Source organism: Saccharopolyspora aridisoli (assembly GCF_004348445.1).
Lineage (GTDB): Bacteria > Actinomycetota > Actinomycetes > Mycobacteriales > Pseudonocardiaceae > Saccharopolyspora > Saccharopolyspora aridisoli.
Window position 1 is genome coordinate 217,494 of sequence record NZ_SMKV01000005.1, and the last position, 18,462, is coordinate 235,955.

At 69.6% G+C, this 18,462-nt stretch carries 19 protein-coding genes and 1 pseudogene; 11 read left to right on the forward strand and 9 right to left on the reverse strand.

Annotated features, from left to right (window positions below; genetic code table 11):
* Nucleotides 1-30: 30 nt before the first annotated feature.
* From E1161_RS06085 to E1161_RS06095, 3 genes are all read right to left on the reverse strand, one after another.
* Nucleotides 31-1,206 carry a YncE family protein gene (locus tag E1161_RS06085; RefSeq protein ID WP_132620435.1) on the reverse strand — a complete coding sequence of 392 codons (1,176 nt, stop codon included), beginning with the start codon at nucleotides 1,204-1,206 and terminating at the stop codon, nucleotides 31-33.
* 122 nt (nucleotides 1,207-1,328) lie between these two features.
* Nucleotides 1,329-2,777, reverse strand: a complete 1,449-nt coding sequence (locus E1161_RS06090) for an alpha-amylase (protein WP_132620437.1) — start codon at nucleotides 2,775-2,777, stop codon at nucleotides 1,329-1,331.
* A 153-nt stretch (nucleotides 2,778-2,930) separates the two neighbouring features.
* Nucleotides 2,931-3,866 carry a carbohydrate kinase family protein gene (locus E1161_RS06095; RefSeq protein WP_132620523.1) on the reverse strand — a complete coding sequence of 312 codons (936 nt, stop codon included), beginning with the start codon at nucleotides 3,864-3,866 and terminating at the stop codon, nucleotides 2,931-2,933.
* A gap of 156 nt (nucleotides 3,867-4,022) precedes the next feature.
* Between E1161_RS06095 and E1161_RS06100 the strand changes: the two genes are divergently transcribed.
* On the forward strand, nucleotides 4,023-4,238 hold the full coding sequence (locus E1161_RS06100; protein ID WP_132620439.1) for an RNA-binding S4 domain-containing protein: 216 nt from the start codon (nucleotides 4,023-4,025) through the stop codon (nucleotides 4,236-4,238).
* Nucleotides 4,239-4,298: 60 nt separating this feature from the next.
* Here the strand turns inward: E1161_RS06100 and E1161_RS06105 are convergent, their stop codons facing one another.
* Nucleotides 4,299-4,664 carry a HesB/IscA family protein gene (locus E1161_RS06105; protein WP_132620441.1) on the reverse strand — a complete coding sequence of 122 codons (366 nt, stop codon included), beginning with the start codon at nucleotides 4,662-4,664 and terminating at the stop codon, nucleotides 4,299-4,301.
* Between the two features lie 211 nt (nucleotides 4,665-4,875).
* On the opposite strand from E1161_RS06105, the gene E1161_RS06110 reads away from it, so the two are divergent.
* The 5 genes from E1161_RS06110 (at nucleotide 4,876) to cobS (ending at nucleotide 9,509) form a co-directional block, all read left to right on the forward strand.
* Nucleotides 4,876-5,514 (forward strand): DUF3043 domain-containing protein, encoded by a 639-nt coding sequence (locus E1161_RS06110; RefSeq protein ID WP_132620443.1) that lies wholly within the window; start codon nucleotides 4,876-4,878, stop codon nucleotides 5,512-5,514.
* 116 nt (nucleotides 5,515-5,630) lie between these two features.
* Nucleotides 5,631-6,776 (forward strand): glycerol dehydrogenase, encoded by a 1,146-nt coding sequence (locus E1161_RS06115; RefSeq protein WP_132620445.1) that lies wholly within the window; start codon nucleotides 5,631-5,633, stop codon nucleotides 6,774-6,776.
* A 339-nt stretch (nucleotides 6,777-7,115) separates the two neighbouring features.
* Nucleotides 7,116-7,655: a bifunctional adenosylcobinamide kinase/adenosylcobinamide-phosphate guanylyltransferase gene (gene cobU / locus E1161_RS06120; protein WP_132620447.1), complete on the forward strand. Its 540-nt coding sequence runs from the start codon at nucleotides 7,116-7,118 to the stop codon at nucleotides 7,653-7,655.
* A gap of 49 nt (nucleotides 7,656-7,704) precedes the next feature.
* The gene (gene cobT, locus E1161_RS06125) at nucleotides 7,705-8,778 is read left to right on the forward strand and encodes a nicotinate-nucleotide--dimethylbenzimidazole phosphoribosyltransferase (RefSeq protein ID WP_132620449.1); all 1,074 of its coding nucleotides are present in this window, start codon (nucleotides 7,705-7,707) and stop codon (nucleotides 8,776-8,778) included.
* Entirely contained in the window at nucleotides 8,775-9,509 is a 735-nt protein-coding gene (cobS, locus tag E1161_RS06130) for an adenosylcobinamide-GDP ribazoletransferase (RefSeq protein WP_235874817.1), read from the forward strand. Before cobT ends, cobS begins: the two co-directional genes overlap by 4 nt.
* Before the next feature lie 81 nt (nucleotides 9,510-9,590).
* Here the strand turns inward: cobS and E1161_RS06135 are convergent.
* Both E1161_RS06135 and E1161_RS06145 read right to left on the reverse strand, forming a co-directional pair.
* A pseudogene (locus tag E1161_RS06135) lies at nucleotides 9,591-9,824 on the reverse strand (helix-turn-helix transcriptional regulator); the annotation flags it as partial.
* A 272-nt stretch (nucleotides 9,825-10,096) separates the two neighbouring features.
* Nucleotides 10,097-11,200: a branched-chain amino acid aminotransferase gene (locus tag E1161_RS06145; protein ID WP_132620453.1), complete on the reverse strand. Its 1,104-nt coding sequence runs from the start codon at nucleotides 11,198-11,200 to the stop codon at nucleotides 10,097-10,099.
* A 135-nt stretch (nucleotides 11,201-11,335) separates the two neighbouring features.
* On the opposite strand from E1161_RS06145, the gene E1161_RS06150 reads away from it, so the two are divergent.
* The gene (locus E1161_RS06150; RefSeq protein WP_132620455.1) at nucleotides 11,336-11,632 is read left to right on the forward strand and encodes a hypothetical protein; all 297 of its coding nucleotides are present in this window, start codon (nucleotides 11,336-11,338) and stop codon (nucleotides 11,630-11,632) included.
* Between the two features lie 144 nt (nucleotides 11,633-11,776).
* Here E1161_RS06150 and E1161_RS06155 read toward each other — a convergent pair whose 3' ends face one another.
* A complete protein-coding gene (locus E1161_RS06155; RefSeq protein WP_132620457.1) occupies nucleotides 11,777-12,442 on the reverse strand; it encodes a DUF402 domain-containing protein in 666 nt (221 codons plus the stop codon).
* Between the two features lie 7 nt (nucleotides 12,443-12,449).
* A complete protein-coding gene (locus E1161_RS06160; RefSeq protein ID WP_132620459.1) occupies nucleotides 12,450-13,700 on the reverse strand; it encodes an APC family permease in 1,251 nt (416 codons plus the stop codon).
* 191 nt (nucleotides 13,701-13,891) lie between these two features.
* Here E1161_RS06160 and E1161_RS06165 point away from each other — a divergent pair, with 191 nt between their 5' ends.
* Both E1161_RS06165 and E1161_RS06170 read left to right on the forward strand, forming a co-directional pair.
* Nucleotides 13,892-15,379, forward strand: a complete 1,488-nt coding sequence (locus tag E1161_RS06165; RefSeq protein WP_132620461.1) for a leucyl aminopeptidase — start codon at nucleotides 13,892-13,894, stop codon at nucleotides 15,377-15,379.
* A gap of 182 nt (nucleotides 15,380-15,561) precedes the next feature.
* Complete coding sequence (locus E1161_RS06170; RefSeq protein WP_132620463.1) at nucleotides 15,562-16,062, forward strand: OsmC family protein; 501 nt, start codon at nucleotides 15,562-15,564, stop codon at nucleotides 16,060-16,062.
* A 73-nt stretch (nucleotides 16,063-16,135) separates the two neighbouring features.
* Here E1161_RS06170 and E1161_RS06175 read toward each other — a convergent pair whose 3' ends face one another.
* Entirely contained in the window at nucleotides 16,136-16,486 is a 351-nt protein-coding gene (locus E1161_RS06175) for an oxidoreductase (protein WP_132620465.1), read from the reverse strand.
* A 236-nt stretch (nucleotides 16,487-16,722) separates the two neighbouring features.
* Between E1161_RS06175 and lpdA the strand changes: the two genes are divergently transcribed.
* Together lpdA and E1161_RS06185 are read left to right on the forward strand one after the other, a co-directional pair.
* Nucleotides 16,723-18,093, forward strand: a complete 1,371-nt coding sequence (lpdA, locus tag E1161_RS06180) for a dihydrolipoyl dehydrogenase (RefSeq protein ID WP_132620467.1) — start codon at nucleotides 16,723-16,725, stop codon at nucleotides 18,091-18,093.
* A gap of 66 nt (nucleotides 18,094-18,159) precedes the next feature.
* A partial coding sequence (locus tag E1161_RS06185) for a biotin/lipoyl-containing protein (RefSeq protein WP_328591218.1) occupies nucleotides 18,160-18,462 on the forward strand: 303 nt, incomplete at its 3' end.

Sequence of the window (18,462 nt, forward strand, 5' to 3'; positions counted from 1 at the left end):
TCCGAGCCGGCGCTTCGACCCCCACCGCGCTCAGCCGTGCAGGACCGAGGTGGGGATCGCGTAGCCGCGGACCCGTTGCGGGTGGTCTCCGACGGGAATGCGAGCCGCCTCCTCGGTGGCGTTGAAGTCGACCACCGAGATGTCGTCGCTGTCGCTGTTGGACAGGAAGCAGTACTGGCCGTTCGGGCTGGTCGCGGCCCAGTACGGCTTCTTGCCGACCGGCACGATGGCGTCGGTGGTCAGCGACGGGACCGACACGATGGCCGCGTAGTCCGAGATCGTGCCCGCGTCGCAGAGCTTGGTGCCGTCGGCGTTGGCGCTGAGGCCGTGGTGCGCGGAGTCCAGCGGGTAGTCCTCGCGCTTCATCTGCTGCGCGTCCTCGGACAGCGGCAGGTGCACGGTTCGGGTGACCCGCTTCTCCTCGAGGCTGTACTCGACGAAGCCGTTGTGGAACGACAGCTGCGCGTACATCGTCTTGCCGTCGGGGGTCACCAGGAACGGCCGGATGCCGACGCCGAAGTCGATGGTGTCGCGGACCTGCTGGGTCTCGGCGTCCACGATGGTCAGCTGCCGCTTGCCCTTGAGGCCGTCCAGCGCCGGGTCGTCGGGCATGACCACGCGGCCGATGGTGGCGTTGTACAGCGTCTTCCCATCGGCGGAGTAGCGGTTCTCGTGCGGGAAGTCGCCGGTTGGGAAGCTGCCGGTGACCGAGCCGTCGGCGGGGTCGAGCAGTTGCACGATGTTGGCGGTGGTCGCCGAGACCGCCAGTTCGGTGCCGTCCGGGGACAGCGCCATGTGGTCGGACCGGTAGCCCTCGACGGGGGTGCGCCAGATCTGCTCACCCGTGGCGATCTCGTAGGCAGCCACGTCGCCGAGGCTGGGTCGCGAGACGTACATCGTCTTGCCGTCCGGGGATACCGCGATGTCGTCGACCAGCTGGTCGTGGCCCTCGCCCGCGGTTTCGCGGATGATCAGCATCGCCGCGTGCTGGTCCGGGGTCATCTCGCGCAGCCGCTGGTCGAGGTCCGGGACCACGTTGACGCGCTGGTACTTGTCGAAGTCGGCGGCGTCGAGCAGGTCGACGGTGCCGTCCCAGTTGTTGCCGACGAACATCACGTCGCGCCGCTCGTCAGCGGTCGCGGAGGCCGGTACCGCCGCGAGCGCGATGAGCGCGGCCGCGCCCACCGCCCAAATCCTGTGTCGCATCCGAATCGCCCCTTCCTGCCCATGTGGGATCAACACCCCAACGAACATGAGATCAATTCGGATATGCCCGGCGCGCAGGAGTTCGGCAAAAGCATCCGAACAGCCCACGCGCCGGGCGTCGATCAGCCGAGCTTTGCTCCGGCGTGCAGTGCGACACCGGAGTTCGCGGCCACCGTCGCGGTGAACTTCCCGTCGTCACCAACTTCGACGGTCTGCCCGGTGCAGGAACCGTTCGAGAGCTCACCGGACATCACGTCGCAGTAGCTGCCCGCGGGCAACGAGGTCTGGAAGGCCTGCGAGAGCTCACCGCCTTCGCGGTTGATCGCCACGAAGCCCTTGTCCTGGCGGCCGAACGCGATCTGACCGCCGCCGTTGTCCCACCAGTCGGTGAGCGGAGCCCCCTGGACAGCGTTGTGGAACCCGGCCATCCCGGCGATGATCGGCCGCCGGTGCTCGCACACCCACGCGGGGTCGTCGCAGCTCGCGGGCTTGGTCGTGCCGTCGGCCTCCGCGGGCGGACCCTGCTCGGAGTTGTCGAAGGCGAAGCTCGAGATCAGCTGCGGCGTGCCGTAGGGGTAGGCGAGCTCGAAGGCCACCGCCAGGTCGTAGGCCGTGCCGTCCTTGTAGGTCAGCGTCGGCGAACTCCGCTGGGTGTCGTGGTTGTCGATGAACACCACGGCCTGGTCAGCAGGCAGCGGCATCTCGTTGGTGAAGCCGTCGAGCTGCTCCAACGAGCCGTTCTTGAACGCGTCGCTGACCTTGCCCTGGTAGGCGAACTCGGTGACGTCACCGTTGCCGGCGTACTCGCCCGCCGTGGTGGTGGAGTCGGCGATGACCTCCTGGAACACGTAGGGCTTCTGGTCCGTACCGGGAACGGTGTTCAGACCGCCGAAGATCGCGCCGACGTCCTCCGGCGGCATGTGCTTGACCCCGTCGACCCTGAACCCGGACACGCCCAGGCTGATCAGGTCGTTGAGGTACTTGATCTCGGACTGGCGGACCCAGTCGCTCTCGGTCTTGAGGTCGGCGAGCCCCACGAGCTCGCAGTTCCGGACCTCCCACTTGTCGTTGTAGTTGGAGATGTCCCTGCGGCATTCGTGGAAATCCGCGTCCGAATAGGTTCCGGGGTAGTCGTACTTGGTGAACTCCGAACCCGCGCTGCCCGGGTGGTCGCCGTCGGAACCGGCCATGTGGTTGACCACGGCGTCGGCGTAGATCTGCACGCCGGCGTCGTTGCAGGTCTTGACCATGTTGGCGAACTGCTCGCGGTTCCCGCGGCGGGTTTCGAGCTGGTAGCTGACCGGTTGGTAGTCCTGGTACCAGGGGTGCCCGGCCTCGGGGAGCACGATGTGCTCCTGCGGCGGAGACACCTGGACCGCGCCGAATCCCTTCGGCCCCAGGAAGTTGGTGCACTCACTCGCGACCGAATCCCACGGCCACTGGAACATCTGGATGATCGGCCCGGCCACGGGGGCGGTGGCCGGCGCCGGAGCGCGTTCCTGGCCGAACGCGGCGGGCACCAGGGCGGTGCCGACCACGGTCACGGCCAGCGCTAGCACCGTTGATCGCATTGACATTCTCCTTCGCATCGCCTGCGATGAGCCATCTCCTCGATCACATGTTCTTGCGCAGGTAAAGTCAATAAGCCAACGGAACCAGCAATTTGCCAGCAATAACACTTCGCAAATCCTTGCAACGAAGTGCGAGCAACGGTTGCTTGGGGTCTATCCGAGCGGCAGCGCGGCAGCGACCTCGGCCGCGGCGTCCACTCCGTAGGTCTCGGCGAAGCGCTTGCGGGCGCGTGCCTGGTCGAGGGTCCACTCCTGGGTCCCGGTCACTTCGAGCACGTGCACCGCGATCAGCGAGCCGAGCTGCGCGGCCCGCTCCAGCGACAACCCGCTCTCGACGGCGGCGAGGAAACCGGCGCGGAAACCGTCACCGACACCCGTCGGGTCGGCCCTGGCGACCTCAGGGACAGCGGGCACCTCCAGCCGCTGACCGTCGCGTTCGATGATCTCGGCCCCGTCGGCACCGAGCGTGGTGACGCGGACGCCGACCGCCGACCGCACGTCGTCTTCGCTCCAGCCGGTCTTCTGCAGCAGCAGACCCCACTCGTAGTGGTTGGTGAACAGGTAGTCGGCGCCCTCGACCATCCGCCGGACCTCGTCGCCGCTCAGCCGCGCGAGCTGCTGGGACGGGTCGCTGGCGAAGCGGTAGCCGCGCTGCCTGCACTCGTCGGCGTGCCGCAGCATGGCCTTCGGGTCGTTCGGGCTGATCAGCACCAGGCCCACGTCGCGCGCGGCGAGCACCGGGGCCAGTTCGATGTTGCGCGCCTCGGCCATCGCCCCCGCGTAGAAGGAGGCTATCTGGTTGAAGGACTGGTCGGTGGTGCACACGAAACGTGCGGTGTGGGCGTACTCGGAGACGTGCACGCCCGTGCAGTCGACCCCGTTGCGCTCGAGCCACGACCGGTAGTCGGCGAAGTCCTCGCCCACGGCACCCACCAGCACCGGACGCCTGCCGAGCACCCCGAGCGCGTAAGCGATGTTGGCCGCCGCGCCACCGCGCCGCACCACCAGGTCGTCGACGAGGAAGCTCAGCGAGATCTGCTGCAGGTTGCCGGCGACGAGCTGGTCGGTGAACTTGCCGGGGAAGTGCATCAGGTGGTCGCTGGCGATGCTTCCGGTCACTGCGATTGACACAGAGCGCCTCCAATTCACTACGGAAGGTGACGGAAAATTGGAGAGTAGCGCTCTCGACGACCACCGGTCGTGCCCCCACGCCGCGATCGACGGCGACGGCAGACAATGGAGGGCATGCGCGAAGTGGAGATCTCCGACGACATGATCCGGCTGGGTCAGCTGCTCAAGCTGTCCGGGCTGGTAGAGCACGGCGCCGAAGCCAAAGACGTGCTGGAGGAGGGCCTGGTCATGGTCAACGGCGCGGTGGAGAACCGCCGCGGCCGCCAGCTCGTCGACGGCGACGAGATCGTGCTGGAGGACGAGGTCGTCCGCGTCGTCAGCACGGCCTGAACAGCAACGAGGCCGGCACCCGAGGGGTGCCGGCCTCCTGCCAGAACGGGTTGCTCGTCGTCAGTGGAACGAGTCGCCGCAGGCGCACGATCCGCCGGCGTTGGGGTTGTCGATCGTGAAGCCCTGCTTCTCGATGGAGTCGACGAAGTCGATGACCGCGCCCTCCACGTACGGGGCGCTCATCCGGTCGACGACCACGCCGAGGCCCTCGAAGTCGCGGCGCGCGTCGCCGTCGAGGCTGCGCTCGTCGAAGAAGAGCTGGTAGCGCAGACCGGCGCAGCCACCCGGCTGGACGGCGATGCGCAGGTGCATGTCGTCGCGACCCTCCTGGTCCAGCAGCGCCTTGGCCTTCTGGGCAGCAGAGTCGGTCAGCGTGACACCGTGGGCAGGCGCCTCGGTCTCGGTAACAGTGTTCGGGGCGGTCATGGACACTCCCTCGTGGTCTCGCTCTCCGATTCCGGCGTGACGTTCAACCACGACCGGACCCGGGGTATTCCCGCGGGCGAACCCGGGGACGTTGTTGTCTCCTCCCTACATGGTGGCACAAGCACGGCCGGATCAGGTGTGACGTGGATGGTGCAGGGCGAACCGGGCGGTCTCCTGCAAGCCCGTTCGACGCGTCGAATAACCTGGAGGTGTGAGGTTCCTTCGCCGCAGCAGCGCTGAGCAGACCGCAAGCACGGACTCCGAGAACGACGCAGAGCAGTCCGCGGAGGAGCGCGCGCAGAATCACACCCCCAAGAAGGGGAAGCCGACGCCCTCGCGACGCGATGCGGAGGGCAGGCGGCGCGGCCCGGTCCCGCCGCCGCCGATGACGCAGCGCGAAGCCGTCAAGCGAGCACGGGGCAACAAGGACGAGCGCCGCAAGGCCGCCACCGAGCGCCGCGAGCGCATGATGCAGGGCGACGACCGCTACCTGATGCCGCGCGACAAGGGCCCAGTCCGCGCCCACGTCCGCGACCTGGTCGACACCCGCAGGCACCTGATGGGCCTGTTCATGCCGCTGGTGCTGATCGTCTTCGCGACCACGCTGGCGCAGAACATGGTCATCCAGCAGTACGCGACGCTGTTCTGCCTGGCCCTGCTGATCATGATGGTCGTCGAGGGTTCGCTGCTGGGCCGCTACGTCAACAAGCGGGTCCGCGCCAAGTTCCCGGACCACAAGGACCGGCCGTTCTCGCTGGGCTGGTACGCCTTCACCCGAGCCATGCAGATCCGCAAGCTCCGCGTCCCGCGCCCCCGCTACACCCCCAAGGACATCGCCAAGATCGGCTGATCCTCGCTTCGCGTCGTGCCCGTCTCAAGATGAGACACGCTCACGTGGCACCTGTGGTACCGGGGTTCTTACGCTCGGCCGACCAGCCACCGCAATGAGCCCCGAGGGAGCGGACCATGGTCCAGCCGATTCGCACGATGATCAGTCCCGGTCGCTACGTCCAAGGCAGGGGCGCCATCCACCAGCTCGGTCAGCACCTCGCCCACCTCGGCTCGACACCGCTCCTGGTCGCCGACGGGGCGGTGTGGGGATTCGTCGGTCACGACGTGGAGGCGTCGCTGACCGAGGCCGGGCTTCCCGTCGACCGCCGGGACTTCGGCGGGATCCCGAGCGCGAGGGAGGTGGACCGGCTCGTCGCCGAGATCACCTCGTCCGGTGCCGACGTCGCGGTCGCGATTGGCGGCGGTAGCACCATCGACGCCGTCAAGGCCGCCGGTCACCTCGCCGGGGTCCGCTGGGCGAACGCGCCCACGGTGGCCTCGACCGATGCACCGTGCAGCGCGCTGTCGGTCATCTACACCGAGGACGGCGAGTTCGAGGCTTACCGGTTCTTCCCGCGCAACCCCGACCTGGTCCTGGTCGATTCGCAGGTCGTCGCCAACGCCCCCGCGGAGTTCCTGATCGCCGGTGTCGGCGACGCGCTGGCCACCTGGCTGGAGGCCCGCGCCACAGCCCAGTCGGGCTCGAAGACGATGGCCGGGGGCCTGCCCACGCTCACCGGCACCGCGCTGGCGAAGCTCAGCTGGGACGTGCTCTGGGAGAACGCGCTGCCGGCCATCGACGCCGTGCGCGACCACCAGGTCACCCCAGCGGTCGAGAAGGTGATCGAGGCGAACACGCTGCTGTCCGGCCTGGGGTTCGAATCGGGCGGGCTCGCCGCAGCGCACGCGATCCACAACGGCCTGACCGCAGTGGCCGCCACGCACGGCCTCGCTCACGGCCAGAAGGTCAACCTGGGCTCGGTCGCGCAACTCGTCCTGGAGGGCGCCACACCCGGTGACCTGCGCGCATTCATCGAGTTCACCACGACGGTCGGGCTGCCCACCACGCTCACCGAGGTCGGCATCAAGCCAGACGACACCGAGTCGGTGCGAGCGGTCGCCACCGCAGCAACCGCCGAAGGCGAAACGATCCACTCGATGCCCTTCGAGGTGACCGCGGACGACGTCGCAGCAGCCCTCACCTCCATCGACCGCCACGCCACCAAGATCCGCGAGAACGCCAAGCTCCCCGCCCCCAAGCCGTACACCGCCAAGCACTAACGGGTAGGCCCCAGTCAGGCACGTCCTCCGGGAAGGCACTCGCTACCCAGCAGTGCGGTACTGCCTTGCGCAGCCTCACCCATCGGATGGTGGTCGGGTCCGACGACTCCGGGACGGCCACATTCGGGAACCGCCTCGTTCGCGACCATGCGCCGGGGTTCTTGCCGACGTCGTTCGCCCCGGGGCGGTCGTGGTCCGAACCGTCCATGATCGATGTCCGATGTGCCCGGTCAGTTCGGACCTCCGAACCGCCTCCGCTGAGCGCGGGCACCACTGGGCCGGTTGAGGCCGGTCCGCCCCCGGGTACGGTCTCGGCGGTTGTTGAGCGGGAGGTCTTTCGTGCGGTCGTTGGTGTTGGGTGGGGCTCGGTCCGGGAAGTCGGCGCATGCCGAGGGGTTGGTGCCCGAGGACGCTGCGGTGACCTACGTGGCCACTTCGCGGCGGAATCCTTCGGACGCCGAGTGGAACGAGCGGATCGCCAAGCACGTGGCGCGGCGGCCGGACAGCTGGCGGACCGTGGAAGCGCCGGATTCGGAGTCGCTGCGGCGGGTCCTCGCCGAGGCCGCCGGAGGTGACCCCGTGCTGGTGGATGATCTGGCCACCTGGCTGACCGGGGTGCTCGACGACGCCGGGGCCTGGGAGCGCGACCCGGCCGCGCTGGACGTCGTCGCATCGCACTGCGACGCGCTGGTCGAGGCCGTGTCGGCGAGCGCCGCGCGTGTCGTGCTGGTGTCGGCGGAGGTCGGCCTCGGCGTCGTGCCCGGGACCCGGTCTGGAAGGCTGTTCCGGGACGAGCTCGGCTCGCTCAACGCCCGGTTGGCGGCGGTGTGCGACGAGGTGCTGCTGCTGGTCGCCGGATGTCCTCTGCGGATCCGGTGAGCCGCCAGTACCCCGCTGAGCTGCAGTTTTTTGAACACGGAGGTTTCGCTTGCCCACCGAACAGAACGACCCCGGCACGATCGAGTTCCCGCCCGTTCCGGCACCCGACGAGCAGGCATCCCGGGAGGCCGTGGCGCGGCAGGCGCAGTTGACCAAGCCGGCGGGTTCGCTGGGACGGCTGGAAGAGCTCGGCGTGTGGTTCGCCGCGCGGCAGGGCGTGTGCCCTCCGCACCCGCCCGCACGCGCCCGCGTGGTCGTCTTCGCAGGTGACCACGGCATCGCCCAGCACGGCGTGTCGGCCTACCCGCCCGAGGTGACCGGCCAGATGGTCAGCAACTTCCTCTCCGGTGGCGCGGCGGTCAACGTGCTGGCCTCGCACGCCGGAGCGACCGTGCGCGTCGTGGACATGTCGGTCACCGTCGACACCCCGCCGGTGGTCAGCGCGCACAAGGTGCGGCGCGGTTCCGGGGCTATTGACCGCGAGGACGCGCTGACCGACGAGGAGGTCCGAGCCGCCGTCCAAGCCGGGCGGACGATCGCCGACGAGGAGGTCGACTCAGGGGCCGACCTGCTCATCGCCGGGGACATGGGCATCGGCAACACCACTCCCGCCGCCGTGCTGATCTCGCTGCTCACCGGCACCGAACCGATCGCCGTCGTCGGGCGCGGCACCGGCATCGACGACAACGCGTGGATGCGCAAGACCGCGGCGATCCGCGACGCGTTGCGCCGGGCCCGCAAGGTGCACAACGACCCGATCGCGCTGCTGCGCACCTCCACCGGCGCCGACATCGCCGCCCTCGCGGGCTTCCTCGCGCAGGCCGCCGTGCGCAAGACCCCGGTGATGCTGGACGGAGTCGTCGTCGGAGCCGCGGCACTGGTCGCCGAAGAGCTCGCGCCCGGGGCCCGGCAGTGGTGGCTGGCCGGGCACCGGTCCGCCGAACCGGGCGGCCCGCTGGTGCTCCAGCACCTCGACTTGGAGCCGGTGCTGGACATGCGGCTGCGGCTCGGCGAAGGTTCCGGCGCGCTCACGGCGCTGCCGGTGCTGACCGCCGCGGTGAAGGTGCTCGGCGAGATGGCGACGTTCGACGAAGCCGGCGTCGCCGGAGAGGCCGGGGCTTGACCGGCGGTCTGCGGCTGGCGGTGTCCTGGCTGACGGTGCTTCCGGTGCCCGCGAGGCAGGTCGACGACCGCTCGTGCCGGCAGGCGATCTCCTTCGCACCGCTGGTCGGGGTGCTGGTCGGCGGCGCCGGGGCGCTGGTGCTGTGGGGGTTGAGCTCGCTGGGCGCCCCGCCGATGCTCGCGGGCTTGCTCGTGGTGGCGCTGCTGGTGCTGGTCACCCGGGGCATGCACGTGGACGGCCTGGCCGACACGGTCGACGGGCTCGGCTGCTACGGGCCTCCGGAACGCGCGCTGCAGGTGATGCGCGACGGCGGCGCCGGGCCGTTCGCGGTGGTCGCGCTGATCCTGGTGATCGGAGTGCAGGCCGCCAGCATCGGTGCGGTCGCGCAGACCCCGTGGGTGCTGGTGCTGGCCTGCGTCACCGGGCGCGCGGCGTTCGTGCTCTGCTGCCGGAGCGGCCTGCCGTCGGCACGCCCGGAGGGCATGGGCGCCCTGGTCGCGGGGAGCCAGCCGCTGTGGCTGGTGATCGCCTGGTGGCTCGCGGCGACGCTGGCCGCCGCGCTGATCAGCCCGGCGGCGGCGGTGTCCGTCCTCGTCGCCGCGGGGGTGCTGCTGTTGTTCACCCGGCACGTCCGCCACCGCTTCGGCGGGATCACCGGTGACGTCCTCGGTGCGGCCTCGGAGCTCGCGACGACCATCGTCCTGGTGGGCGCGACGCTCGGTCAGTTCTAGTCCGAACTGTCCGGTCAGGTCCAGTCCGAACTGTCCGGCCAGAACGAACATCGATCATGGACGGTTCGGACCTGGACCTCCTCAGGTCGCGCGGCGGTGGGCGCTCGGTGTGCCGCGGATGCTCTTGAAGGCCGCGCTGAAGGTGAAGGGATCGGCGCAACCGACGGTTCGAGCGATCCCTCCGCTGGTCGCCGAGTCGCGTTCGGCCAGGAGGTCGGCCGCGAGGGTCATGCGCCAGCGGGTGAGGTAGGTCGGCGGCGGTTCACCGACGAGATCGGTGAACCGCTTGGCCAGCGTCGAGCGCGACATCCCCGATTCCTCGCTCGTCGTCGCCGCACCCCGACCGCGGAACGGTGGGTCTCGGTCCCCGACCGCGCGGCGGTGCGAACCGGCGGAGCTGGTCGAACGCCTCGCCGCCCGCTACTGGGACCTCGACGACCCGACCCGCGCGCGCACGACCTCGCCGGACTCCGCTCCGGGACCTGGGTCCGGATCGTCCTGCACCCGGACGAGGTCACCCGCCTCGACTTCTGGGCACGACGACGCCCCCTGCGATCAACGGCGACGGGCGTCGGTGGGCCAGGTGCTCAGCCGAGCTCGATCATCCAGCCGTGGGTGTCCTCGGCCGTGCCGTACTGGATCGCGGTCAGGCGTTCCCGGAGCTTCATCGTGACCTCGCCGGGTCGGCCGTCGGCGACGCCGAACTCGCCGTCGCGGTGCTTGACGTGGCCGACCGGGGTGATCACCGCAGCGGTGCCGCAGGCGAAGACCTCGGTGAGCTCGCCGGTGGTGGCCGCCTTCTCCCACTCCTCGACGGTGATCTTGCGCTCCTCGACCTGCATGCCGAGCTCCTTGCCCAGCTCCAGCAGCGAGGATCGGGTCACGCCGGGCAGCAGGCTGCCGCTCAGCGCCGGAGTCACCAGCTTCGCGTCGGCACCGGAGCCGAACACGAAGAACAGGTTCATGCCGCCCATCTCCTCGACCGTGTGCCGGTCGCAGGCGTCCAGCCAGACCACCTGGTCGCAGCCCTGCTCCACGGCCTGCGCCTGCGCCAGGAACGACGCCGCGTAGTTGCCCGCGAACTTGGCCGCGCCGGTGCCGCCGGGAGCGGCGCGCACGTACTCGTGGCTCAGCCACACCGTCACCGGCTTCACGCCACCGGCGAAGTAGGAGCCGGCCGGCGAGGCGATCAGCGAGTACAGGTAGGTCTTCGACGGGTGGTTCACGCCCAGGCCGATCTCGGTGGAGACCATGAAGGGCCGCAGGTACAGCGAGCTCTCACCAGCGCTGGGCACCCAGTCGCGATCCACCGCGACCAGCTCGCGCAGCGATTCGAGGAACAGCTCCTCGGGCAACTCCGCCATCGCGATCCGGTTCGCGGAGCTGCGGAAACGGCGGGCGTTGGCGTCCGGGCGGAACGCCGCGATCGAGCCATCGGGCTGGCGGTAGGCCTTGAGCCCCTCGAAGATCGCCTGCGCGTAGTGCAGGACCGACGTCGCCGGGTCGAACTCCAGCGTGTGGTACGGCTCCAGGCGGGCGTCGTGCCAGCCCTGGTCCTCAGACCACTTGATCGTCACCATGTGGTCGGTGAAGAACTTTCCGAACCCGGGATTCTCCAGTACCTCCGCGCGGCGCTCGGCTGAGGCCGGTTGCGGGTTGGGGGTCCGGGTGAAAGACAGTTCTCCGTTCATGCGCGTACGGTATCGCGTGCGCTGGAGCAGTGAAAACCGGCTTGACGTCAGTTGGTCATCCAAGTATCCGACCGCTGCTAAGCGGACGCGGAGATTCTGCTGATTCCTCCGCTGCGCGCGACATATGATGGGGTCATGACGCAGGCCCAGAACACCCCCGCGCCGCAGCCCACCTCGGTCCCGCAGGACGTCCGCGCAGGTGTGCTGGCCGGCCTGATGCCGTTCGGCGCGGGCATGCTGCTCACCCTCGGCTACGCCTGGATCGGCGTGTTCGGGGTCGTCCTCGCAGCGATCGGGGCCGCGGGCTGGGCCTTCTGGTGGCGCAACAAGTACCAGCAGTGGTTCCCGCAGCAGGTGACCACCGGTTCGGTGGTCGGCACGACCGTCCTGGTCGCGGTGATCACCCTTCTGCTGTTCGTCTCGATCAGCTGACTTCCCTCGGTCCCACTCATCTCGATGAGGGTTGCGGGTGGGGACCTGAGCGGCTCCGTGAACTCCGTGCGCCGCTCATCGAGCATGTCGATACGTGGCTTCGCGGCGTGCTCGCCACGAAGAGGAACCGGCTTCGCCGGTTGACTACTGCAGCAGGTGCACGGGGAGCTTCGGCACGGACCACGACGGGTCCGGACGGGCGTCGCAGTAGGTGCCGTCGAAGGGGAACGCGCCGTCCTTGGCCAGCGAGATCATCTCCTCTCCTTCAGCGCGCAGCTTGGCCAGTTCGAAGTGGCTGAAACGGCCTGCGGCCAGCGCGTCGTCGAGCTCGTCCTCGTCCTTCCAGGACCAACTGCCGTCCGCCTTGACCTCGACGTCCAAGACGCCGTCGACCCGCCGCACGCCGTGTTCATCCCGGCCGCGCGGGATTTCGAGATTGACGTACCAGTTCCGGAATTGCCCGCTCGGCTCGAAGAACCACCACACCGACGACCACCGGTTCTCGAAGACCAAGCGCAACGTCGAGGTGCCGCGCCAGGTCGACAGGGCCGGCACGCGCGGCCCCGAGAACCGCTCCGCGAGCGGCAATTCACGCGGGTGCCGCCCGTCCGGCGAAGTCGTGGTCCGGACCGGGGTGTCCGGCAGCACCCAGCACAGCAGCTCCTCGCCGTCGTCGGAGACGACGCGAGCCGGGTGCACGTTCCCGAGCGAGCCGTCCAGGCGCCAGAAGCTGTAGAGCACCTCGTCACCCGAGGACCACTGGTAGCGCTGAGAATTCCAAGTGATCTCGTCCACAATCGAATTGGGCATGACCGCCTCATTTCCACCGGCGCGAAACGACTCCCGCCAGCAAAGGACCGACAACAACCACTCCGAGCGTTGTCAGCATCGCAGAAACCGGCATGCTCATCGCCAGCACAACCGACAAACCCATCCCAAGGCATGCACCCCGGATGGGCCAAGTGGGTCCATCGGAGAGCAGCGAACGGGCTCCTGCGTTGGCAAGAGCGTAGTGCAGGAGCAGCGCGCAGGCCGCGAAGGACATCAACGCGATCGGGTCGATGAGCTGGGAGACGATCACCGCCGCGACCCCGGCGATCAGGTCCAGCAGGTACGGCGTCCCGTATGGACCGGCGCGTCCCAGGACGCGCGGGAGCTCACCGTCGCGCACCATCGCCAGCCCCGTCGAGCGCAGCGATTCCAGCGCGCCCAGCAGCACCGGCAGCAGCGCGACAGCCGCCCCGACGCACACCAGCGGCACCAGGTCGGCGGCAGCGGCGGCGGTGAGCACGTCCCGGATCGGCATCGGCGACAGCGCCAGCCGCTCCCAACCGAGCTGGTAGGTCAGGGCCGCGATCACCAACCCCAGCAGCACCGTCACCGCCACCAGCGAGATCGTTACCGCGCGGCAGGTGGCCGCCCAGGGCGCGCGGTCGCCGTCCTCGGCGGGCGCGGCGAGTCGTTCGAAACCGGTGAAGGCGAGGAACAGCACCCCACCTGCGCCGATGATGCCGACGGCGCTGTCGTTGGAGGCGCCGGGATCGATGTGCGCGGGACTGCCTCGAACCGGGTCGATGGTGAAGCAGATCACCACCACCAGCACGATCACCGCCAAGCTGAGCGCGACCCACGACCAGGCGGCGGCACCGCGGATCCGCAGCCCGGTGGTCGCCGAGAGCACCACCAGCAGGATCGCCGCCCCCGCCACCAGGGCGCTGGCCGAAGGCAGGAAGAACTGGCCGATCACGCGGGCGATCGCGGCGATCGCGGCGACCTGCGCGGCCAGGTGGGCCGAGGCGCCGATGCGGGCGGGCAGCAGCCCCATCCGCTCGCGCACGCACGCGTAGGTCGCACCGGGCCCGTGGTGGGCTCGGGACTGGTGGGCGACAGCGGAGGACGCGCAGACGGCTGCCAGCAGCGCGAACGGCAGACCCAGCGGCGCCCACGGCCCGGCCGCCGCGGCTGCGGGCGCGGGCCCGAGCAGCACACCGATGCCGACCATGCCGCTGAGCGCGAGCGGCAACGCGTCGCGGCCGGTCGTCAACCGGCTGTCCGTTTCCAGGGTCACCGGACCACCCTTGCAGACGAGCGCGGGCACTTCAGCCTCCTGTCGGCCGACTCATGGCGGAAGAGGGCCGGTGAGCGTATGACGGACGTGTTGACCACTGCCCTCCCGCCACGCTCACGGTGAACACGCCGATCACCGGCGGACCCGGCGTTCTAGAGTGCGGGAAAGGCACCGATCCGGAGGATGACCACGTGACGACCCCGAAACTCACCCTCACCGACACCGCGGTGGCCAAGCTGAGCGTGGACGCGCTCGTCATCGGCACCGCCTCCGGCGCCGACGGCCTGCAGCTCGCACCCGGTGCCGAGCCGGTCGCCACCGCCTTCGACGGCGACCTGGTCAAGGTGCTGACGTCGCTGGGCGCGAGCGGGAAGGCGGATGAGGTCGTCAAGCTGCCCGCCCACGGGTTGGCAGCGACCGTGCTGCTGGCCGTCGGTCTGGGCAAGACCGGCGAGGACGACCCGAGCGCCGAGGCCGTCCGCCGCGCCTCCGGTGCCGCCGCCCGCGCGATGCCCGGTGTGGAGCACGCCGCGACCACGCTGCCCGCCGTCGACCTCTCCGCCGCGGTGCAGGGCACGGTCATGGGCGCCTACGGCTTCACCGAGTACAAGTCGAGCAGCGGTGACGGTCCGGTGGCCGCGGTGGACTTCGTGGTCCGCGACGCCAAGGCCGACACCGCCACCCACGCGCTCAAGGGCGGCGCCGCGATCGGCGAGGCGGTCAACACCGCTCGCGACCTGATCAACACCCCGCCGAACGACCTGTTCCCCGCCTCCTTCGCCGAGCGCGCCACCGAACTGGCCAAGGCCGCCGGCCTGGAGGTCGAGGTCCTCGACGAGGCGGCGCTGCGCAAGCAGGGCTTCGGCGGCATCCTCGGTGTCGGCGCGGGCTCGTCGCGCCCGCCGCGCATGGTGCGGCTGCGGCACAAGGGCCCGAAGGCCGCGAAGAAGGTCGCGCTGGTCGGCAAGGGCATCACCTTCGACACCGGTGGCATCTCGCTGAAGCCGGGCGGGGGCATGGAGAACATGACCTCGGACATGTCCGGTGCCGCTTCGGTGATCGCGACGATGGTGCTCGCGGCGAAGCTGAACTACCCGCTGGAGATCACAGCGACCGTGCCGATGGCCGAGAACATGCCCTCGGGCACCGCCTACCGCCCCGGTGACGTGCTGAAGATGTACGGCGGCAAGACCGTCGAGGTGCTCAACACCGATGCCGAGGGCCGGCTGGTCCTGGTCGACGCGATGGCCCGCGCCTGCGAGGACGAGCCCGACTACCTGATCGAGACCTCGACGCTGACCGGTGCGCAGGTCGTCGCGCTGGGCAACCGCACCCCGGGCGTGATGGGCGAGGACGGCTTCCGCGACCGGGTCGCCAGGCTGTCGCAGGCCGTGGGCGAGGGCGGCTGGCCGATGCCGCTGCCGGACGAGCTGCGCGCGGACCTGGACTCCAAGCTCGCCGACCTGGCCAACGTCACCAACCACCGCTGGGGCGGCATGCTCGCCGCGGGCATCTTCCTCCGGGAGTTCGTGGCCGAGGGCGTGCAGTGGGCGCACATCGACATCGCGGGCCCGGCCTACAACACCAACTCGCCGTGGGGCTACACGCCCAAGGGCGGCACCGGCGTTCCGGTCCGCACCCTCGCGGCGGTTCTCGCCGACATCGCCGAGAACGGCTGAGTGCGCGCATAGCGGGTCCACCCGGGGCCGACCGACCTACCACGGTCGGCCCCGGGCGGAACCGGCGAACCGGCCACGATGCGGAACGGAAGTTTCAACACGGGGCCACCTCGACCCCGCTTTTGTGATACGAGTCACGAAAAGGTCACCACCGCGGGGCGCGCCGATGTCACGATGGGTTCATGACCGAATCGCAACCGGCCACGCTGACCGCGACCAGGCACGGCTATCAGGTCGATGTGGTGTGGACCGGCAACACCGGCCAGGGCACCACCTCCTACCACAGCTACGAGCGCACCCACGAGGTGCGAGCCGTCGGCAAGGACTCCATCGACGCGTCCGCCGACCCGGTGTTCCTGGGTGACGCGGACCGCTACAACCCCGAAGAACTACTCGTCGCATCGCTGTCGCAGTGCCACATGCTCTGGTTCCTGCACCTGGCGGCCGACTCCGGCGTCGTGGTCACCGGCTACCACGACCACGCGCGCGGCATCCTGGCCGAGAACTCCGACGGCACGGGCCAGTTCGAGGCCGTCGAGCTGGCACCGGAGGTCACCGTCTGCGACCTGGCGACCGTCGACGTCGCCGAGGCGCTGCACGAGCGCGCCCACGAGCTCTGCTACATCGCCAAGTCCGTGACGTTCCCGGTGCGGTGCACGCCGACGACGCGCGTCGCGAACTGATCCACCGACGAATCGATTCAGCCATCAGCGCGGCCGTGCACGCCGCGAATCCGCGAAATCGCGACTCGCGCGTTCACGGCCGTTCGTCGGCGGCGCGCTGCGCGCGCTTGCGGAGAATGCGCTGCCGCGCCTGGTAATCACGCATTCGCTGCGGATATCCGACCTTGGCGACTTCGTAGAGCGGAATGCCGAGCCGACTGGTGAAGCGCCCGGCCGCCGAGGGCGACTCGACCCGTCGACGCGTCCATTCCCCGTCGTGCGCGATGAGCAGCAGCGTCGTCTCGGTGACCAACGTGCGCGGTTCGAGGTACCCCTCGACACCGCGGCGCTGCGCCGCCCAGTTCCGGAGGTGCTCCGCGTCCGCGGACGAGGCGCGTCGCGCGGTACCGGGACGGCGGTTGCGGAACCGGTCGAATAAGCCCACCGAACTCGCCTCCCAATCCGATTCAGGCCGACCACATTCGATTTTGCCACCGCGAACATGTGCGGAGTGTGAAAACGAGCTGAGAATGCGCGGTGCCCAGGTGATGAATGCAGCACAGATCACCCGGCCCACCGCGCATCGGCCGCTCGGGTGGTGACAAGATGGCTGGTGGTGTGCATGACCACCAGGTCACGCGACCAACCGCAAGTCAATGACGCCCTGTCGAGGAGTGCGAAGTGACCGACACGTCCGCCGATCTGGTCATTCTCGGCGGCGGTTCGGGCGGCTACGCCTGCGCTTTCCGCGCGGCGGAGCTCGGCCTGTCCGTCGTCCTCATTGAAAAGGACAAGCTCGGTGGGACCTGCCTTCACCGAGGTTGCATCCCGACCAAGGCCTTGCTGCACGCGGCCGAGGTCGCCGATTCCACCCGAGACGCCGACCAGTTCGGGGTGCGCGCCGCCCTCGAAGGCATCGACATCGACGGTGTCAACAAGTACAAGGACAACATCATCTCGGGCCTGCACAAGGGCCTGCAGGGCCTGGCCAAGGCCCACAAGGTGACGATGGTCGAGGGTGCGGGCACCCTCGTCGACGCCAACACCGTCGAGGTCGACGGCACCCGCTACACCGGCAAGAACGTGGTCCTGGCCACCGGTTCCTACTCCAAGACGCTGCCCGGCCTGGAGCTCGGCGGGCGCGTCATCACCAGCGAGCAGGCGCTGAACCTGGACTTCATCCCGAACAAGGTCGTCGTGCTCGGCGGCGGCGTGATCGGCGTCGAGTTCGCCAGCGTCTGGGCATCGTTCGGTGCCGAGGTCACCGTCGTGGAAGCGCTGCCGCACCTGGTGCCCAACGAGGACGAGTTCGCCTCGAAGCGCCTGGAGCGCGCCTTCCGCAAGCGCGGCATCAAGTCCAAGACCGGCGTGAAGTTCACCGGCGCCACCCAGAGCGACGACGGCGTGTCGGTCAGCCTGGAGAACGGCGAGACCTACGACGCCGACTTGCTGCTGGTCGCCGTCGGCCGCGGTCCGAACACCGCCGGGCACGGCTTCGAGCAGGTCGGCGTCACCATGGAGCGCGGCTTCGTGCGCACCGACGAGCGGCTGCGCACCAACGTCCCGGGCGTGTTCGCCGTCGGCGACATCGTGCCGGGCCTGCAGCTGGCGCACCGCGGCTTCCAGCAGGGCATCTTCATCGCCGAGGAGATCGCAGGCCTGAACCCGCAGCCGATCGACGAGGCCGGCATCCCGCGCGTGACCTACTGCCACCCCGAGGTCGCCTCGGTGGGCCTGACCGAAGCCGCCGCCAAGGAGCAGTACGGCTCCGTGGAGACCTTCACCTACGACCTGGCCGGCAACGGCAAGAGCCAGATCCTCAAGACCCAGGGCGCGGTCAAGCTGATCCGCGCGACCGACGGCCCCGTCGTCGGCCTGCACATGGTCGGCGACCGCGTCGGTGAGCTCATCGGCGAGGCGCAGCTGATCTACAACTGGGAGGCGCTGCCGGAGGACGTCGCTCCGCTGGTCCACGCCCACCCCACCCAGACCGAAGCTCTGGGCGAGGCGCACCTCGCCCTGGCCGGCAAGCCGCTGCACGTGCACGGCTGACAGCCGCACGCAGCAGCAGCGAAGAGACAGCCGCACCCCGCCACACCCACGAGGAGTCAGCAACCGATGGCCTTCTCCGTCCAGATGCCGGCGCTCGGCGAGAGCGTCGCCGAGGGCACGATCACCCGGTGGCTCAAGCAGGAGGGCGAGACCGTCGAAGTCGACGAACCCCTGCTCGAGGTCTCCACCGACAAGGTCGACACCGAAATTCCGTCCCCGGCCGCCGGTGTGCTGCAGCGCATCGTCGCCCAGGAGGACGACACCGTTGAGGTCGGCGGCGAGCTCGCCGTCATCGGCGACGGCGGCGAGGCGTCCGCCGCCCCGGCCGCGGCTCCGGCCACCGAGCCCGAGCCCGAGCCCGCTCCCGCC